Source organism: Marinobacter sp. X15-166B (assembly GCF_001752365.1).
Lineage (GTDB): Bacteria > Pseudomonadota > Gammaproteobacteria > Pseudomonadales > Oleiphilaceae > Marinobacter.
The window spans coordinates 2,692,758-2,708,540 of sequence record NZ_MEIY01000001.1 but is presented as its reverse complement, the minus strand read 5'-3'; the positions used below and the strand labels follow the sequence as shown (position 1 = coordinate 2,708,540).

Below are 15,783 nucleotides of genomic sequence, written 5' to 3'. Positions count from 1 at the left end.
TGAGTCTCGCTATCGAAGTAAACATCAACGTGTGTAACCCAGTTCTGCGAGCCGTTCCAGCAACCCCGGCTCAAACGACTTGTCCAGAACGGCCTCTACCTCCAGCACCCAGGTGTTTACAGGGGCGATGGCGCGGCACTTGACCGCATCTTTCGCGGTCATTAACAACAGCTCGTCCGGCTCGGTCAGCAGATCATCGGCGGCAAACCGGTGGTGATCGGGCAGCGCCCGCCCTCTGACCCGGGCACCCAGTGCGCTCAGCGTATCGAAAAACCGCCCCGGGTTGCCGATGCCGGCCACCGCCCGCACCCGTTGACCGGCCAGTCTGGTCACCGGCTGCAGTTCCCCCGTGCCCAGGTGACGCAAGGTCGTGGGCTGCAGGGTCATCAAAAACGACCGGCCATGGGCCAGCTCCGCCCTGGCCTGCCCATTGGTGATCACAAAGTCCACCGAGCGCAGCCGTGACAGGGGCTCCCGCATTGGCCCCACCGGTATGGGCGCGCCGTTACCCACCCCTCGGGCGCCATCAAATACCGCGATTTCAATATCCCGGGGCAGACGGTAATGCTGTAACCCGTCGTCACACACCAACACATCGCCCAAGTGCTGCGCCAGGGCCCACTGGGCTGCGCGGTTGCGATCCGGGTCCACCACAACGGGACAATTGCACTGCTGTGCCAGCATCAGCGGCTCATCCCCCGAGGCCCGGGAATCGGTCGTGGCCGTGACCCGCAGCGGATAGTCCGCCGCTTTGCCGCCATACCCCCGGGTCAGAATAACCGGTCGCCAGCCATGACGGCGCAACATCCTGACCAGCCAGGCGGTCAGCGGCGATTTGCCGGTGCCTCCGGCGGTGATGTTGCCCACTACAATAACCGGAGCGGCCACCGGATGGCGAGCGGCGTAGGCCAACGCCCGGTCGCGCCTTTGGTGTGCAATGTGACGATAAGCAAGGGCCAGCGGCCACAGGATTGCCAGGGGGCGCCCCCGCCGGTACCACAACCGGTCCACCAGGGTGGTCATGCCGGGTCGCTGAACTGCATCTGGTGCAGCTGGGCGTAGGCCCCACCCGCCGCCAGCAGCTGGTCGTGGCGACCGGATTCAATGATGCGGCCGTTATCGAGCACCACAATCCGGTCAGCCTGCTCAATGGTCGACAGGCGGTGAGCAATGACCAGAGTGGTGCGGCCTTGCATCACGCTTTCCAGCGCTGCCTGTATGTGTCGCTCAGACTCGGTATCCAGGGCCGAGGTAGCCTCATCGAGAATCAGGATGGGCGCGTCTTTGAGCAGCGCGCGGGCAATCGCCAGGCGCTGGCGCTGGCCGCCCGACAACATCACCCCGTTGTCGCCGATCAAGGTATCCAGCCCTTCGGGCATGCGATCAATAAACTCGAGCGCATGGGCCTTGGCGGCGGCTTCCCTGATGTCTTCCCGGCTGTAGGTGTCGAGCGAACCGTAGGCAATGTTGGCCGCTACCGTGTCGTTAAACAGCACCACATTCTGGGTCACCAACGCAACTTGTGCCCGCAACGCTTGCAGCTGGTAATCCATCAACGGGTGGCCGTCCACCAGAATTTCGCCACTGGTGTAATCGTAAAAACGGGGCAGCAGGCTGACCAGAGTGGACTTGCCACTGCCGGAGCGCCCCACCAGCGCCACACTCTGTCCGGCCGGAATATCGAGATTGATGTTACCCAGTACGTCGTCCAGCTGTTCACCGTACCGGAAGCAGACATCACGGAAACGGATATCGCCCTTGACCCGCGCCGGCGCATAATCGCCGGTGTCCTGTTCCGGCTCTTCGTCGATGGTGCTGAACACGTCGTGGGCGGCGGCCACGCCCTTCTGGATTTTAGCGTGGACCGAGGTCACCTGGCGGATGGGCTTCGCCATGGTGGTGGCCGCGGTAATGAAGGCCACCAGCTGGCCGGTGGTCATGGAGCCCCGGATTTCCGGGGCCAGCATGACCCACACCAGGGCGGCGATGGCAACTGCGACCAGCACCTGGATAACCGGCACGCTGATGGCCTGGGTGGAGGCCATTTTGAGACTCTGTTGCAGGTTACGTTCGCTGACTTTGCGAAACCGCGCCTGCTCGTAGGCTTCCCCCCCGAAGGTGCGGACCACCCGATACCCGGTGATACTTTCGGAAGCCACGTGGGTGATGTCCCCCATGGAGCCCTGGATACGCTGGCTTAATTTGCGGAACCGCTTGCTGGCGTAACTGACCACCAGTCCGATCACCGGCCCGGCGGCCAGAAAGATCAACGTCAGTTTCCAATTGGTGTAGAGCATGAAGCTCAACAGCCCGAGAATGGTCAGCCCTTCGCGCAGAGTGATGGTAATCGCGTTGGTGCTGGCCTCGGCAACCTGCTCCACGTTATAGGTGAGTTTGGACACCAGCCGGCCGGAGGCGTTGCTGTCGAAATAGCGGGAGGGCAAGGTCATCAACCGGTCGAACACCTCGGTACGCAAGGCGTTGATTACCTGACGACCGACATAGCTGATGAAGTACTGGCTCATGAAGGTGCCCAGACCGCGCAGCGAAAACACCGCAACAATCAGGCCCGTCAAAAACACCCGGTTCTGGGCCGTGGGGTTTTCGATGGCAGCAATCACATACTCCATCGCCGCGGCCATGCCGGTAGAGGCAACGGCATAAATGACGTTGCCCAGCACCGCCAGAGCAAAAGCCAGCCAGAACGGCTTGACGTATCGCAGCAAGCGCTTGTAGGTTTGCCAGTTACTGTCCGTCGATTGCTGCTCAGTCACGCCGTCGCCTTGCTGCTCAGCGGTCATCGTTCGCCCGCTCGGTTGTAATGCTCAGTTTGCTGAAACCCAGCTGGCCCGCCACATCCATAGCGCGCACCACATACTGATGGGCGGTGTTGGCGTCTGCGGTGATGATAAACGGCAGACTCCGGTCCCCCTCTGCCAGCTCACTCACCGCCCGCTTCAGTGTTTCCAGTCGATTATTGACCAGTGTACGATCATTGACGGCATACTGCCCCTGGGCGTTGATGACCACATCAATCTGTTGCACGGCTGCTTCGGCGGCCTCGCCATTGGCTTCAGGCAGGTCAACCAGCAAATGGCTTTCCCTGCTGAAGGTGGTCGAGACCATGAAAAATATCAGCAGCAGAAACACCACATCGATGAGCGGCGTCAGATCAACCCCGACTTCCTGACTTCTCTGGCGCTTGAACTTCACGACGCTCAGGCTCCTTCAACGTCGATTTCACGGTCGCCATGGACCACCTCGACCAGCTTGATCGCTTCCTGTTCCATATTGACCACCAGGGCATCGACACGGCGGATAAAATATCGGTGGGCAATCAGCGCCGGGATGGCCACACTCAACCCCGAAGCGGTGGTGATCAGCGCCTCGGATATCCCTCCGGCCAGGTTGCCGGCGTCGCCCACCCCCGCCAGCTGGATTTCGGCAAACACCTTGATCATGCCGATCACCGTACCCAGCAGCCCCAGCAACGGGGTGATGGTTGCGACCGTGCCCAGAGGATTCAGAAACCGTTCCAGCTCGTGGATTACCTGGCTGGCCTCGTGCTCGATGCTTTCTTTCATGATCTCACGACCGTGCTTGGCGTTCATCAATCCGGAGGCCAGCACCCGCCCCATGGGGGAGGAAGCATAGAGGACCTGCAATTTGCGACTGTTCAGCTCTTTCTTTTTGATCCAGCGCCAGAGTTCATTAATCGTATGCTGAGGCGCGATACGGGGCGCCCGCAAGGACCAGAAGCGCTCAAGAATAATGGCCAGTGCAAGAATGGAACAAGCCACAATCGGCACCATAAGAATGCCACCAGCTTTCAACAACTCGAACACGCCTGATCTCCCTGATAGTTTAAAAGCGGCGCTACTTTAACATAGCTATTGGCCGTGGCCACAGTACGAGTGTCACGCTATGAAGCGGGATTCGCCGATCACGGCGGCGAGGCCCGCATCCAGAAGGGCACCCGGGCCCGGGTTGGGTGCACGGTGAACCCGTCCCGGCTGAGCCGGAACTGGATGCCCCCCGTCAGGGCGGTGTTGAAACTGCGGCTGGCAACCCCTTGATAGCGGGCTACAACATCGGGGTGGGGATGGCCGAAGCGATGGCGGTAACCCGCACTGTACACGACCGCCGCAGGCCGCAAGGTCTCGACCCAGAGTTTGCCGGATGAGGTTTGGCTGCCATGATGGGCTGCCACCACCACCAGAGTCTCCCCGGGATCGGCGTCGAGCACCTTCAGCAAGCGCTCTTCCGCCCCTCGGGAAATATCCCCCGGCAGGATCACCCGGACCGCCCCGTAGCGGGCCACCACCACGCAGGATGCATTATTACTGCTGCGCTCCCCCGGCGGCGGGTAGTCCCGCCAGAAGGACAATTCAACCCTCCCCACCCAGCTGCGCGTCCCCACGGGGCACGCCAGCGCCCCGGGCAGGTACTTCGCAAGCCGTGCCGGCTCGCCGCTGTACGCCACGCCAACCGTGAGCGCCGCTTGCAGCTGTGGCAGCCCGCCGGCATGGTCCAGATCGCCATGACTGATCACCAGCTGATCAATATGGCGAACCCCCAGGCGGCGATAATTCGGCAACAGCACGCCAGTAACGGCGGCGTACCCTGATGGGTATTCGGGTCCGGTGTCGTAGACCAGCACCTGGTTCTCGTCACGCAACAGCACGGACAACCCCTGCCCCACGTCCCAGACCCATAACTCGGGGTGCGTTACCGTGGTATTGCCCGCGTGCCGGCCAGCGCCGGTCACCGCCCACAACACCACCCAGGCCATCACTGCCCGTCGAAAACCGCGCCCCGGATACAGCAAGGCCAGCAGCCCCGGCAGGGTCAGGACCAGGACTTCCACCCGGGTCGGTGACCAGGCCGGAGCCGGTGCGTCCGCCAGCCGTTCCAGAGTCCACCACAGAGGGGTCAGCACGGCCTCAAAGCCAAGCCCGACCCAGGGCGTCAGTGCCGGCAGGAGCGCGGCAATCAGCGCACCCAGCAACAACAGCGGCATGACCACCACCGACACCCAGGGCACCGCCACCAGATTGGCCAATACCCCCATCACCACCGGCGGCTGGTCCATGAAAGCCAGCACCGGCCCCAGCCCGACGAACACGGCCAACTGCGCCACGATCACCCCCCGTACCGGACCCGGCCGGCCTGCTCGCCGCGAAAACACCAGCACCAGCACGGCAACCGCTGCGAACGACAGCCAGAACCCCCGGTCGAGAGGTGAAAACGGGTCGGTCAGCAGGGTGATTGCCAACGCCAGCAACAGCCCCAGCCACACACTCACCTGCCGGCCGCATAACAGCACCCACCCCGCCACGGCAATCATGATAAGTGCCCGCCGGGTGGGCACCGCAAACCCGGCGGCCAGCGCATAGACCAGGCTGGCCGCCATTACCGCTGCAAACACCAGCAGCCGTGACCGGGACGGCGTCGACCAGTGCGCGGGTAACCGCAGCAACAAGCGACTTGCCAACCAGCCGGCGCCCAGGGCAATCAAGCCCAGATGCAGACCGGAGATGGCCACCAGGTGGATGGTTCCGGTGGCTTTGAACACCCGCCAATGATCAGCATTCAGTGCGCCCCGTTCACCGATAAGCAGCGATTGCACCAGCGGAAAACTGCGCAGATTGCCCCACCGGGCCTGTAATGCCCGGGCAAGGCCGCCCCGCCACTGGTGATAGGCGCACCTCGGCCCGCACCGGACATCGGTTGCCGGGGTGAGTTCCCGTACCGTTCCGGTTGCTCCGAAGCCGTGACGGAACAGCCAGCCTTCGTACCCGAACCCAGCCGGGTTTGCCGAGCCATGGGGGCGTTTGAGGCTGACGACCAGATTGACGGTCTGTGGAATGTACCTATGGGCGTCCCGGCCGTACCAGGCAAGTTTCAGTTTCCGGGGCAGGGCCTTGCCCCCCGGACGGAGGCCGGTGGCGGTGTCGTGCCACCGCTGCACACACAGATCGAAGCGCACGCTGGCGAACGCCCCCTCCGTCGGCAAGCCACACAGGTAGCCGCTTACACGCAGGGTCTGGCCTTCCAGCTCGGCCGGCAGCCTGCGCTCCAGCCGTGCGTCAGCCTGCCACGCCGCCCATGCCAGACCGGCGAGAAAACACCCCAGCAGCAGGGCCGGATTCGCCCGGCGCGTGACGATCCCGAACAGGGCAGCCACGACCACCCCCCCGACCAGCGCTGACGAAGGTGGAATGACGCCAACCCAATACAGTAAGATAACGCCGCACGAGAACGCGGCCATCCCTGCCCGCACCGAACACCTCCCGGACAATTCCGTGTCCGATTAACGAAATTTCGAATATTCTGCTCTAACCTGATAAGAGCGCAACCGACTGGCTGAATAGGCAGAACTTCCAGATGCCCAAGAAGTTCATGAAGCGTTACTTACCTTCCCCAGACAAAATACGCTCCATTAAAGCACTAAGCTTTCTGGGCGACATCCTGCACGAACCCAACTTGTGGCACATCAACCGCCATGGGGTGTCCCGGGCCTTTTTGGTGGGGGTGTTTTTGTGCTTCATCCCCATGCCGTTCCAGATGGTCGCGGCCGCTGTCTGTGCTATCTGGTTCAACGCCAATCTGCCGCTGTCCGTGGCCCTGGTGTGGATCAGCAATCCCCTCACCATACCGCCCATTTTCTATTTCAACTATAAAGTGGGGGCCTGGATACTGCACCGCCCGGTGCTGGACTTCGAGTTTCAGCTTTCCTGGTCGTGGATCAGCGGGCGCCTGGTGGAAATCGGCATCCCGCTGTTTTTTGGTTCGGTACTGGTGGCAACCGTCAGCAGTTGCGCCTGTTATCTGCTGATCCAGTATCTGTGGCGACGCAAGGTGCGTATCGACTGGCGCCAGCGTCGCAGCAGTAGTCAGCGTTGCTAGCCGTCGTCGGCCTGCAAGCACCCCTGCTCCAACCGCAACACCCGTCCCAGACTGCGTGCCATCCGCATATCATGGGTAACCAGCACGAACGCGATACCCAGCTGATCGCGCAGTGATTCGATCAACCGTCGCACACTGTCACCGGTGTGCTCATCCAGGTTACCGGTCGGCTCGTCCATGAGCACGCATTGCGGATCATTGGCCAGTGCCCGGGCTATGGCCACCCGCTGACGCTCCCCTCCGGACAGCTCCGCGGGCTTGTGCTCGAGCCGCTGCTGCAAGCCCACTTCGGCCAGCAATGTTTGCGCCTTGGTACGCGCTTTCTTCAGAGACACGCCCCCCAGCGCAAGGGGCATCATGACGTTTTCCAGGGCACTGAACTCGGGCAGCAGGTGGTGGAACTGATAGACAAACCCCAAATGCCGGTTACGGAACCGCGCCCGGCCCGCCTCGCTCATGCGGTGGATATCCTGGCCGCAGATGGCAATGTGTCCCGAGGACGGCTTGTCGAGACCGCCCAGCAGGTTGAGCAAGGTGGTCTTGCCCGCCCCACTGCTGCCAACAATGGCCACCGTTTCCCCCGCCTCTACCGTCAGAGAGATGTCGGAAAAGATGGTCAGCTGGCCGGGGCCTTCATGGTAGGTGCGGGTGACCCGGTCGCAAAAAATGACCGGCCGGGGCGCGGCGGTGGAAAAACTTGACTCACTCATAACGAAGGGCCTCTGCCGGGTCGATGCGGGATGCGCGCCAGGCGGGGTAGATGGTCGCCAACAGGCTCATGGCCAGCCCGGCGCCACTGATTACATACACGTCCTGCCACTGCAATTGCGAAGGCAGGTAACTGATGAAATAGACATCGGCGCTCAGGAACTGATGCCCCAATGCCGTTTCCAGCCAGGCAATCAGGTCGCTGATGTGATAAGCACCCAGCACCCCCAGAGCGGTACCGACCAGGGTGCCAAACACGCCGATCACCGCCCCCTGCACAATAAAAATGCGCATGATACGGCCCGGGGTCGCGCCCATGGTGCGCAGGATGGCAATATCCGCGGTTTTATCGGTCACCACCATCACCAGGGTCGAGACAATGTTAAAAGCCGCCACCGCGACGATGAACATCAGCAGCAGACCAATCATGGTCTTCTCCATGCGGATCGCCTGAAACAGGTTGCCGTGGGTGCGGGTCCAGTCAGACACGTAGTAACGTCCGCCCAAACCCACAGCGGCCTCCTCGGCAACCCTCGGGGCCATGAACAGGTCCTTGACCAGCAGCCGCACCCCCTGGGCCTTGCCACCGGTGCGCATCAGCGTGGCCGCATCGTCCATGTGAATCAACGTGTAGTTTCCGTCCAGCTCGGCACCCACACTGAACACCCCCTTCACCGTGAACCGCTTCAGCCGGGGCAGCACCCCTGCGGGGGTGATCGACGCTTCGGGCAACACCACGGTCACCTTGTCGCCGATTTGCAAGCGCAGGCTGGACGCCATCAACTTGCCGATGATGATGCCGAACTCACCGGATTTGAGATCATCCAGCCGGCCCTCGATCATGTGATTTTCAATAATGGAGACGGTCCGCTCCTGCTCCGGCAAAATGCCGTTCAGCATCACCCCGCGCACGTTGCCTCCGCCGGTCACCATGCCCTGTCCTTGCACATAAGGCGCAGCGGCAATGACCGAGGGGTGACTGGTCACCCGCTCATCCACCAGCTGCCAGTCTTCCAGAACGTCATCACCGATGATGACCGCGTGAGGGACCATGCCCAGAATGCGCTGTTTGAGCTCCCGGTCGAATCCGTTCATCACCGAGAGCACAATGATCAGCACGGCAACGCCCAGCATGAGGCCGATCATCGAGGTCAGCGAGATAAAGGATATAAAGTGGTTGCGGCGTTTGGCGGCGGTATACCGCAACCCCACGTACCACGAAAGAGGTTTGAACATAATTAGGAGCCTGCTGCTAAACTGTGCAATTACAAAAGAAAACCGGCATATACGGAGCACTCATGTCATCCCGGATCCCCACACTGACCCCCTCGGAACGCCGTGACTACTTTCGCATCGATGACCGCATTGGCCTGGAAGTCCGCATATTACCCTCTGACCAGAGCAGCGACACCATCATCCCGTTCGATGACGGGCCACTGGGAGAACTGCGCGCTGAGCTGAAGCGCCTGGACCAGGATATCCGCCAGCAACTGAGCAGCCTCGCCGAAACAGACCGCTTGCTGAGCACCCTGATCAAGTCACTGAACAGCAAGGTAGATACGTTGGCGCGCATTATGGCCTTTGATCAAAATCCGTTGCAACCGAAGGACTGGAATCAAGTCACTCTCAGTGAAGGTGGCCTTGCGTTTGAGGCTCCGGAAAATCGCTACCAGCCGGATGACCTGCTGGTCCTGCGGATGACCCTGTCACCGGAGCTGTTTCAGCCCGAGGCCGTCGCCCGGGTAATCAAGGTCACGGCTGGCGGGGCGGGCAATGATCGGGTGCACACCCGGTTTTCGGCTATCAGTGAAAACAGCCGGCAACAAATAGCCCGACATGTGATGAGGTGGCAGGTTCGGCAACGGCAAAAGTAGTAAGATATTAATTTTTAGAAATCAATACATTCGGGAGTAGTTACAACAATGAAAATCACTGCAACCAGAGGGGTTCTGCCCCTCGCCGCCACCCTGGTACTGAGCTGGACCGGATTAAGTGCCCCGCTGGCGGTGGCTGACGAAGTGCGGGTCCCGATCATGAGTCAGGCCGATCGCAGCGCCCTGGCCAAACTGCCCCGTAGCGGCCAGTCGCAAGCAGCCGTGCGCCAGTCGTTCGGCACCCCGCAAGCCACCTCCGGCCCGGTTGGCCAGCCTCCCATCAGTCACTGGGACTATCCCGCCTTTGTGGTGTATTTCGAACAGGACCGGGTGATCCACACGGTGTTGAAACCGGATCTTTGACACCGGGCTGGTCCGGTACCCGCAGGCGCACAATAAAAACGCCTCTGACACCCTGACGTGGCCCCATGGACACGGTAGAATGCCGGCCATGGACCTTCGGTTATGCAACCCTTACAGAGAGTGGTGGTGACTTGACTGCAACAACCGTGATGCCCGCCGAGTGGGCCCCCCAAAGCGCTGTCATGCTGACCTGGCCCCATCAAGGCACTGACTGGCACGAGTCTCTCCACGAGGTGGAGCCGGTGTTTCTGGCCATTGCCCGGGCCGTGCTGCGTTTTCAGCACCTTCTGATCAGTTGCGAAGACGGTGACCGGCTTGCCAGGGTTACCGAGGAACTGGAACGATACTGTGCCGAGCACCGACTGCCGGGCCGGGTGATCGCCATCTGGGCGCCGGCCAACGACACCTGGGCGCGGGACCACGGGCCGCTCAGCGTCGTCGGGGCCAACGGCCTGCAACTGCTGGATTTCCGTTTTAATGCATGGGGAGACAAGTTTCCGTGGACCAAAGACAACGCGCTGAACCAGCACCTCAGCAAGGCCGGGGCTTTCGGTCAGACCCCCTTGCACCCGGTTGATTTTGTTCTCGAAGGCGGCGCACTGGAATCGGACGGTGCGGGCACCCTGCTGGTAACCAGCGAATGCCTGCTGACCCCCACCCGCAACCCGGCCTACGACCGCAGTGGCATTGAAGACATGCTCGGCGAAACCCTCGGCGCCCAACGGGTGCTGTGGCTGAACCACGGTTACCTCGCGGGGGATGACACCGACAGCCATATTGATACTCTGGCACGCTTCTGCGCGGTGGATCACATCGCCTATGTGGCCTGCGACCGGCCGGACGACGAGCATTACCCGGCGCTACGCGCCATGAAGGACGAACTGGAACAGTTCCGTCAGGCGGACGGCCAACCCTACAAACTGACCGCCCTGCCCTGGCCGGACGCCCTGTTCGACGACGACGGCGACCGTCTGCCCGCAACTTACGCCAACTTCCTGATCATTAACGGTGCCGTATTGTTACCGGTGTACCGAGTGCCCCAGGACCAGGCCGCCATCGACATCGTGCAGGCCATTTTTCCTGACCGCGAAATCATTGCCATCGACTGTGCACCGCTGATCCGCCAGCATGGCAGCCTGCACTGCGTCACCATGCAATTACCTGAAGGAGTCGTTGCACCTTGAGCACAAGCCCGTCAACACTGAAAATTGCCGCCATCCAGCAAGCCTCCGGCGCTGACAAGCAGCGTAGCATGGCCACCTCGGAACGCCTGATCCGTCAGGCGGCCCGCGAAGGGGCCCAACTGATCGTGCTGCAGGAATTGCACGCCACGCAGTATTTTTGTCAGCAGGAAGACACCGCCATATTCGATCTGGCCGAACCCATTCCCGGCCCGACCAGCCACCAACTGGCTGCGCTTGCGCGGGAACTCGGGGTGGTGCTGGTGGGCTCCATTTTTGAGCGCCGCATGAACGGCGTGTACCACAATACCTGCGTGGTCTTCGAAACCGACGGCACCCTGGCGGGCCAGTACCGCAAGATGCACATTCCGGACGACCCCGGCTTTTATGAGAAGTTTTATTTTACCCCCGGGGATGCGGTTGATAACAACGGACGCAGCGGCTTTACCCCCATTGACACCTCCGTGGGCCGCCTGGGCCTGCTGATCTGCTGGGATCAGTGGTATCCGGAAGCCGCCCGCCTGATGGCGCTGGCGGGCGCGGAAATCCTGATCTACCCGACCGCCATTGGCTGGGACACCACCGATGACCCGGACGAACAGGCGCGCCAGCTGGAAGCCTGGGTAACCGTCCAGCGCGGCCACGCGGTAGCCAACAACCTGCCGGTGATTGCCCCCAACCGTGTGGGTCACGAACCCGATCCTGCGGGCCACGCGGAAGGCACACTGTTCTGGGGCAACAGCTTTATCTGCGGCCCCCAGGGCGAGATTCTGGCCCGGGCCAATCACACCGACGAACAGGTACTGAGCGCCACCATCGACCGGAACCGCACTGACGCCATCCGCCGTATCTGGCCCTATTTCCGTGACCGGCGCCTCGACGCCTACGGCGATCTGCTGAAACGGGTGCGGGATTAACGCACCATGCTAAGATTGATTGATTCGGTCATTGATCAGCTCAATACCGTGGTGCTGGGCAAAGACCGGCAGGTTCGCCTCGCGCTATGCGGGCTGATGGCTCAGGGTCATCTGTTGATCGAAGACATTCCCGGCCTGGGCAAAACGACCCTGTCCCACGCCCTGGCCCGGGTGATGGGCTTGAGTTACCATCGCATCCAGTTCACCAATGACCTGCTGCCGGCCGATGTGCTGGGGTTTTCCATGTACGATCGGGACGCCGGACAACTGGTGTTTCATCCGGGGCCAATCTTCGCACAGGTGGTCCTGGCCGACGAGATCAACCGGGCGTCGCCGCGTACCCAGAGTGCCCTGCTGGAAGCCATGGAAGAACGCAAGGTGTCCATAGAAGGCGAAACCCGCCCGCTGCCCCGGCCGTTTTTTGTGATCGCCACGCAGAACCCGATTGAGCAGGGGGGCACTTACCCGCTGCCGGAGTCGCAACTGGACCGCTTCCTGATGCGCCTGCGCCTCGGTTATCCGGACCCGAAAGCGGAGCGAGAGCTCCTTGAGGGTGAAGACCGGCGCGAGATGACGGCGCGACTGCAGCCGATCCTGTCGCAACAGGACGTACTGGGGATACAGGACGCGGTTGGCCGGGTGACCGCGAGCGGGCCATTGCTGGATTATGTCCAGCGACTGCTGGAACACAGCCGGCGCATGCCCGGGCTGATGTACGGGCTTTCCCCCCGGGCCGGACTGGGACTGATCCGCGCGGCCAAAGCCTGGGCGCTGATCCAGGGGCGCCGCCACGTGCTCCCCGACGACGTCCAGGCGGTATTCCCCGCCATTGCCGAACACCGCCTGGAACCTGACGACTCCGCCAAAAGCGCAGAGCGGGTGCGGCACATGCTGCAGACCGTTCCGGTGATCGACTGAGCAGCGCCCCGGGAACGAAGTGGCGGCCCTAGTGTCAGATAGCGACAGGTAATGACGGAAATTAAACATTTCAATCAGTAACGCACCGGCCCGCTGGCCGGCTGCGTGTACCATACCGTTTTGAGAAAGACCGGCAGATTGCGCACCCAAGCGGCTGTACTGGCCGGTCTGCACATGAGAGAGAAACCATGACCGACACGAACCATTCACGACTGATCATTCTTGGCTCCGGCCCGGCTGGCTACACCGCCGCTGTCTACGCCGCCCGCGCCAACCTGCAACCGACCCTGATTACCGGTCTGGAAGTGGGTGGCCAGCTGACCACGACCACAGACGTCGATAACTGGCCCGGTGACAACGACGGCGTTCAGGGACCGGAGCTGATGCAGCGCATGCTGAAGCACGCCGAACGCTTTGACACCAACATTGTCTATGACACCATCAATGAGACCGATTTACAGACGCGCCCGTTCCGGCTCAAGGGTGACAGCGGTGAATACACCTGCGATGCCCTGATTATTTCTACCGGCGCATCCGCCATGTATCTGGGTTTGGAGTCAGAAGAAGCGTTCAAGGGTAAAGGCGTCTCCGCCTGCGCCACCTGCGATGGTTTTTTCTACAAAAAACAAAAAGTTGCAGTTATAGGCGGCGGCAACACCGCGGTGGAAGAGGCGCTCTACCTGTCGAACATTGCCGATGAAGTCACCCTCGTGCATCGCCGCGATGCGCTGCGCGCGGAGAAAATCCTGCAGGACAAATTGTTCGAAAAAGCCCGCACCGGCAACATCCGCTTGATGTGGGATCACACCCTGGACGAAGTACTGGGGGACGAAACCGGGGTTACCGGCATGCGCATCAAGAGCACTAAAGACGGTACCACCCAGGAGATCGACCTAGCCGGCGTGTTCATCGCGATCGGGCACTCCCCGAACACCGGCATGTTTGAGGGCCAGCTCGACATGGAGAACGGCTACATAAAGATCCGCTCCGGGCTGGAAGGCATGGCCACCCAGACCAGTATCCCCGGCGTCTTTGCGGCTGGCGACGTGGCGGATCACACCTACCGGCAAGCGGTGACGTCAGCCGGTTTTGGCTGCATGGCGGCTCTGGACGCTGAGCGGTTCCTCGACCAACAGAACTAGCAATGTCTGCACTTGCCCTGCTTGACGACGACGCGCTCTGGTTCCCGACCCCGGAGCGCGCTTTGGTCGAACCGGACGGATTGCTGGCGGTTGGCGGAGACCTGTCACCGGAACGCTTGTTACTTGCTTATCGACACGGCATTTTCCCGTGGTACAGCGACAACCAGCCCATATTGTGGTGGTCCCCCGACCCGCGCTGCATTTTGCGGCCGGAACGTATTCACGTTTCGAGAAGCCTGCGGCGAACCCTCAATCAGCGGCGATTTACGGTCACCCTCAACCGCGATTTTCGGGCGGTGATCGAATTGTGCGCCGACAGCCGCGATGACGGCACCTGGATTACCGAGGAGATGATCGCGGCCTACACCCGCCTTCACCGGCAAGGGCATGCCCACTCCATCGAAGCCTGGGACGATCGGGGCGCCCTGGTTGGTGGCCTGTATGGCATCGCCCTGGGGCGCTGTTTCTTTGGCGAATCCATGTTCTCGCTGCAAACCGATGCGTCCAAGGTGATTATGGTCCACCTCGCGCATCAGTTGGCGGCCTGGGGTTACGTGGTAATGGACTGCCAGGTCGAGAGCGGGCATCTGTTGCGCATGGGCGCCGAATGTGTTCCCCGGACAGAGTTTTTATCTATACTGGAGGAACACGTAGACTGCGCTCCCGGCCACTGCCACTGGGAGCTCCAGTGGCAGTGGCCGGGAGCGAAGACCTGAATGAGCAATCTGAAAACCCTGGTGTTTTTTGCGACACCCGCCCATGATTGCAGCTATCTGCCGGGTCGCGCGGCGACCACCATGTTCGTGGACCCCCGCGCCAGAGTGGATAAACATCTGTACAGCCAGCTCACCACGCTGGGCTTTCGCCGCAGCGGGCATAACTACTACCGGCCCCACTGCGAAACCTGCAACGCCTGCGTACCGGTGCGACTGAACGTTCATCATCTGCAACCGGACCGGAACCAGCGCAGAGTCTGGCGAAAAAACCAGGATCTGACCTGCACTCTGGTACCGGCAGCATATTCCGATGAGTATTACGCCCTGTACGAGCGTTACATTGAACAACGGCACGACGACGGTGATATGTTTCCCCCCTCACGGGAACAGTTCACGTCCTTTCTGGTAGACGGTGCCACCGACACCTGGTTTTTGGAAATGCGGCTTCACGGCGCCCTGGTGGGCCTTGCCGTCGTGGACGAACTGGACGATGGCCTGTCCGCCATCTATACCGTGTTTGACCCCGATATGGAGCAACGCAGCCTCGGCACCTTTGCGGTCCTCTGGCAAGCCGAGGAAATACGCCGCCGCGGGGCGACCTACCTGTATCTGGGTTACTGGATCGCCGAGTGCCGGAAAATGAATTACAAAACCCGCTTCCAGCCCCTGGAGTCGCTGATCAAAGGGCGGTGGCGGGTGCAGTAAGCGGTATTTATTTTGCTTAATGACTGCGAATCAGGCAGAATTGCGCAATTTCGAGTTATGGAAAGTCCATTTAAATGAGGTTCCTGCTTAATGGCAAAATCAGATGCTATTGAAATGGAAGGGGTAATCATCGACACCCTTCCGAATACCATGTTTCGTGTCGAGCTCAGCAACGGCCACGTTGTGACGGCTCACATCTCAGGCAAGATGCGTAAAAACTACATCCGCATTCTGACGGGCGACAAGGTCAAAGTCGAGCTCACCCCTTACGATCTGAGCAAAGGCCGTATTGTTTATCGCGCCCGCTGATTCCTGAACGATACCGTCAAGGTATAAAAAAACCGCTCCCT

17 protein-coding genes are annotated in these 15,783 nt (G+C 61.1%); 10 read left to right on the top strand and 7 right to left on the bottom strand.

The window, feature by feature from the left end:
* Positions 1-24 precede the first annotated feature (24 nt).
* The 5 genes from lpxK to BG841_RS12685 all read right to left on the bottom strand — a co-directional run bounded on the left by lpxK (position 25) and on the right by BG841_RS12685 (position 6,271).
* The gene (lpxK, locus tag BG841_RS12705) at positions 25-1,023 is read right to left on the bottom strand and encodes a tetraacyldisaccharide 4'-kinase (protein ID WP_070057995.1); all 999 of its coding nucleotides are present in this window, start codon (positions 1,021-1,023) and stop codon (positions 25-27) included.
* Positions 1,020-2,801 (bottom strand): lipid A export permease/ATP-binding protein MsbA, encoded by a 1,782-nt coding sequence (gene msbA, locus BG841_RS12700; RefSeq protein WP_070057994.1) that lies wholly within the window; start codon positions 2,799-2,801, stop codon positions 1,020-1,022. Before msbA ends, lpxK begins: the two co-directional genes overlap by 4 nt.
* On the bottom strand, positions 2,791-3,213 hold the full coding sequence (locus BG841_RS12695) for an ExbD/TolR family protein (protein ID WP_070057993.1): 423 nt from the start codon (positions 3,211-3,213) through the stop codon (positions 2,791-2,793). The genes msbA and BG841_RS12695 overlap by 11 nt, the downstream gene beginning before the upstream one ends.
* A gap of 5 nt (positions 3,214-3,218) precedes the next feature.
* Positions 3,219-3,845 carry a MotA/TolQ/ExbB proton channel family protein gene (locus BG841_RS12690; protein WP_070057992.1) on the bottom strand — a complete coding sequence of 209 codons (627 nt, stop codon included), beginning with the start codon at positions 3,843-3,845 and terminating at the stop codon, positions 3,219-3,221.
* Positions 3,846-3,943: 98 nt separating this feature from the next.
* Complete coding sequence (locus BG841_RS12685; RefSeq protein WP_070057991.1) at positions 3,944-6,271, bottom strand: DNA internalization-related competence protein ComEC/Rec2; 2,328 nt, start codon at positions 6,269-6,271, stop codon at positions 3,944-3,946.
* A gap of 116 nt (positions 6,272-6,387) precedes the next feature.
* Here BG841_RS12685 and BG841_RS12680 point away from each other — a divergent pair, with 116 nt between their 5' ends.
* The gene (locus BG841_RS12680) at positions 6,388-6,909 is read left to right on the top strand and encodes a DUF2062 domain-containing protein (RefSeq protein ID WP_070057990.1); all 522 of its coding nucleotides are present in this window, start codon (positions 6,388-6,390) and stop codon (positions 6,907-6,909) included.
* Here the strand turns inward: BG841_RS12680 and BG841_RS12675 are convergent.
* Positions 6,906-7,619 (bottom strand): ABC transporter ATP-binding protein, encoded by a 714-nt coding sequence (locus BG841_RS12675; RefSeq protein ID WP_070057989.1) that lies wholly within the window; start codon positions 7,617-7,619, stop codon positions 6,906-6,908. The two genes, BG841_RS12680 and BG841_RS12675, sit on opposite strands and share 4 nt — an antisense overlap.
* Complete coding sequence (locus tag BG841_RS12670) at positions 7,612-8,853, bottom strand: lipoprotein-releasing ABC transporter permease subunit (RefSeq protein WP_070057988.1); 1,242 nt, start codon at positions 8,851-8,853, stop codon at positions 7,612-7,614. The genes BG841_RS12675 and BG841_RS12670 overlap by 8 nt, the downstream gene beginning before the upstream one ends.
* A 62-nt stretch (positions 8,854-8,915) precedes the next feature.
* On the opposite strand from BG841_RS12670, the gene BG841_RS12665 reads away from it, so the two are divergent.
* The 9 genes from BG841_RS12665 (at position 8,916) to infA (ending at position 15,742) form a co-directional block, all read left to right on the top strand.
* The gene (locus BG841_RS12665) at positions 8,916-9,491 is read left to right on the top strand and encodes a PilZ domain-containing protein (protein WP_070057987.1); all 576 of its coding nucleotides are present in this window, start codon (positions 8,916-8,918) and stop codon (positions 9,489-9,491) included.
* A 48-nt stretch (positions 9,492-9,539) separates the two neighbouring features.
* Positions 9,540-9,854 (top strand): hypothetical protein, encoded by a 315-nt coding sequence (locus BG841_RS12660; protein ID WP_070057986.1) that lies wholly within the window; start codon positions 9,540-9,542, stop codon positions 9,852-9,854.
* 149 nt (positions 9,855-10,003) lie between these two features.
* Positions 10,004-11,038, top strand: a complete 1,035-nt coding sequence (locus BG841_RS12655; protein ID WP_074454348.1) for an agmatine deiminase family protein — start codon at positions 10,004-10,006, stop codon at positions 11,036-11,038.
* Positions 11,035-11,952, top strand: coding sequence for a carbon-nitrogen hydrolase (locus BG841_RS12650; protein ID WP_070057985.1), 918 nt, complete (start codon positions 11,035-11,037; stop codon positions 11,950-11,952). Before BG841_RS12655 ends, BG841_RS12650 begins: the two co-directional genes overlap by 4 nt.
* Before the next feature lie 6 nt (positions 11,953-11,958).
* Positions 11,959-12,870 (top strand): AAA family ATPase, encoded by a 912-nt coding sequence (locus BG841_RS12645; RefSeq protein ID WP_070057984.1) that lies wholly within the window; start codon positions 11,959-11,961, stop codon positions 12,868-12,870.
* A gap of 188 nt (positions 12,871-13,058) precedes the next feature.
* Complete coding sequence (trxB, locus tag BG841_RS12640; protein ID WP_070057983.1) at positions 13,059-14,012, top strand: thioredoxin-disulfide reductase; 954 nt, start codon at positions 13,059-13,061, stop codon at positions 14,010-14,012.
* 2 nt (positions 14,013-14,014) lie between these two features.
* On the top strand, positions 14,015-14,728 hold the full coding sequence (gene aat, locus BG841_RS12635; protein ID WP_070057982.1) for a leucyl/phenylalanyl-tRNA--protein transferase: 714 nt from the start codon (positions 14,015-14,017) through the stop codon (positions 14,726-14,728).
* Positions 14,729-15,433: an arginyltransferase gene (locus tag BG841_RS12630; protein ID WP_070057981.1), complete on the top strand. Its 705-nt coding sequence runs from the start codon at positions 14,729-14,731 to the stop codon at positions 15,431-15,433. It begins immediately after the preceding gene.
* A 90-nt stretch (positions 15,434-15,523) separates the two neighbouring features.
* Positions 15,524-15,742 (top strand): translation initiation factor IF-1, encoded by a 219-nt coding sequence (infA, locus tag BG841_RS12625; RefSeq protein WP_070057980.1) that lies wholly within the window; start codon positions 15,524-15,526, stop codon positions 15,740-15,742.
* Positions 15,743-15,783 lie beyond the last annotated feature (41 nt).

Coding starts and splice junctions, on each gene's coding strand:
- BG841_RS12685 (WP_070057991.1), bottom strand. CDS start 6,271: ATGGCCGCGTTCTCGTGCGGCGTTATCTTACTGTATTGGGTTGGCGTC.
- BG841_RS12630 (WP_070057981.1), top strand. CDS start 14,729: ATGAGCAATCTGAAAACCCTGGTGTTTTTTGCGACACCCGCCCATGAT.
- msbA (WP_070057994.1), bottom strand. CDS start 2,801: ATGACCGCTGAGCAGCAAGGCGACGGCGTGACTGAGCAGCAATCGACG.
- BG841_RS12660 (WP_070057986.1), top strand. CDS start 9,540: ATGAAAATCACTGCAACCAGAGGGGTTCTGCCCCTCGCCGCCACCCTG.
- infA (WP_070057980.1), top strand. CDS start 15,524: ATGGCAAAATCAGATGCTATTGAAATGGAAGGGGTAATCATCGACACC.
- BG841_RS12670 (WP_070057988.1), bottom strand. CDS start 8,853: ATGTTCAAACCTCTTTCGTGGTACGTGGGGTTGCGGTATACCGCCGCC.
- aat (WP_070057982.1), top strand. CDS start 14,015: ATGTCTGCACTTGCCCTGCTTGACGACGACGCGCTCTGGTTCCCGACC.
- BG841_RS12665 (WP_070057987.1), top strand. CDS start 8,916: ATGTCATCCCGGATCCCCACACTGACCCCCTCGGAACGCCGTGACTAC.
- trxB (WP_070057983.1), top strand. CDS start 13,059: ATGACCGACACGAACCATTCACGACTGATCATTCTTGGCTCCGGCCCG.
- BG841_RS12675 (WP_070057989.1), bottom strand. CDS start 7,619: ATGAGTGAGTCAAGTTTTTCCACCGCCGCGCCCCGGCCGGTCATTTTT.
- BG841_RS12655 (WP_074454348.1), top strand. CDS start 10,004: ATGCCCGCCGAGTGGGCCCCCCAAAGCGCTGTCATGCTGACCTGGCCC.
- BG841_RS12645 (WP_070057984.1), top strand. CDS start 11,959: ATGCTAAGATTGATTGATTCGGTCATTGATCAGCTCAATACCGTGGTG.
- lpxK (WP_070057995.1), bottom strand. CDS start 1,023: ATGACCACCCTGGTGGACCGGTTGTGGTACCGGCGGGGGCGCCCCCTG.
- BG841_RS12680 (WP_070057990.1), top strand. CDS start 6,388: ATGCCCAAGAAGTTCATGAAGCGTTACTTACCTTCCCCAGACAAAATA.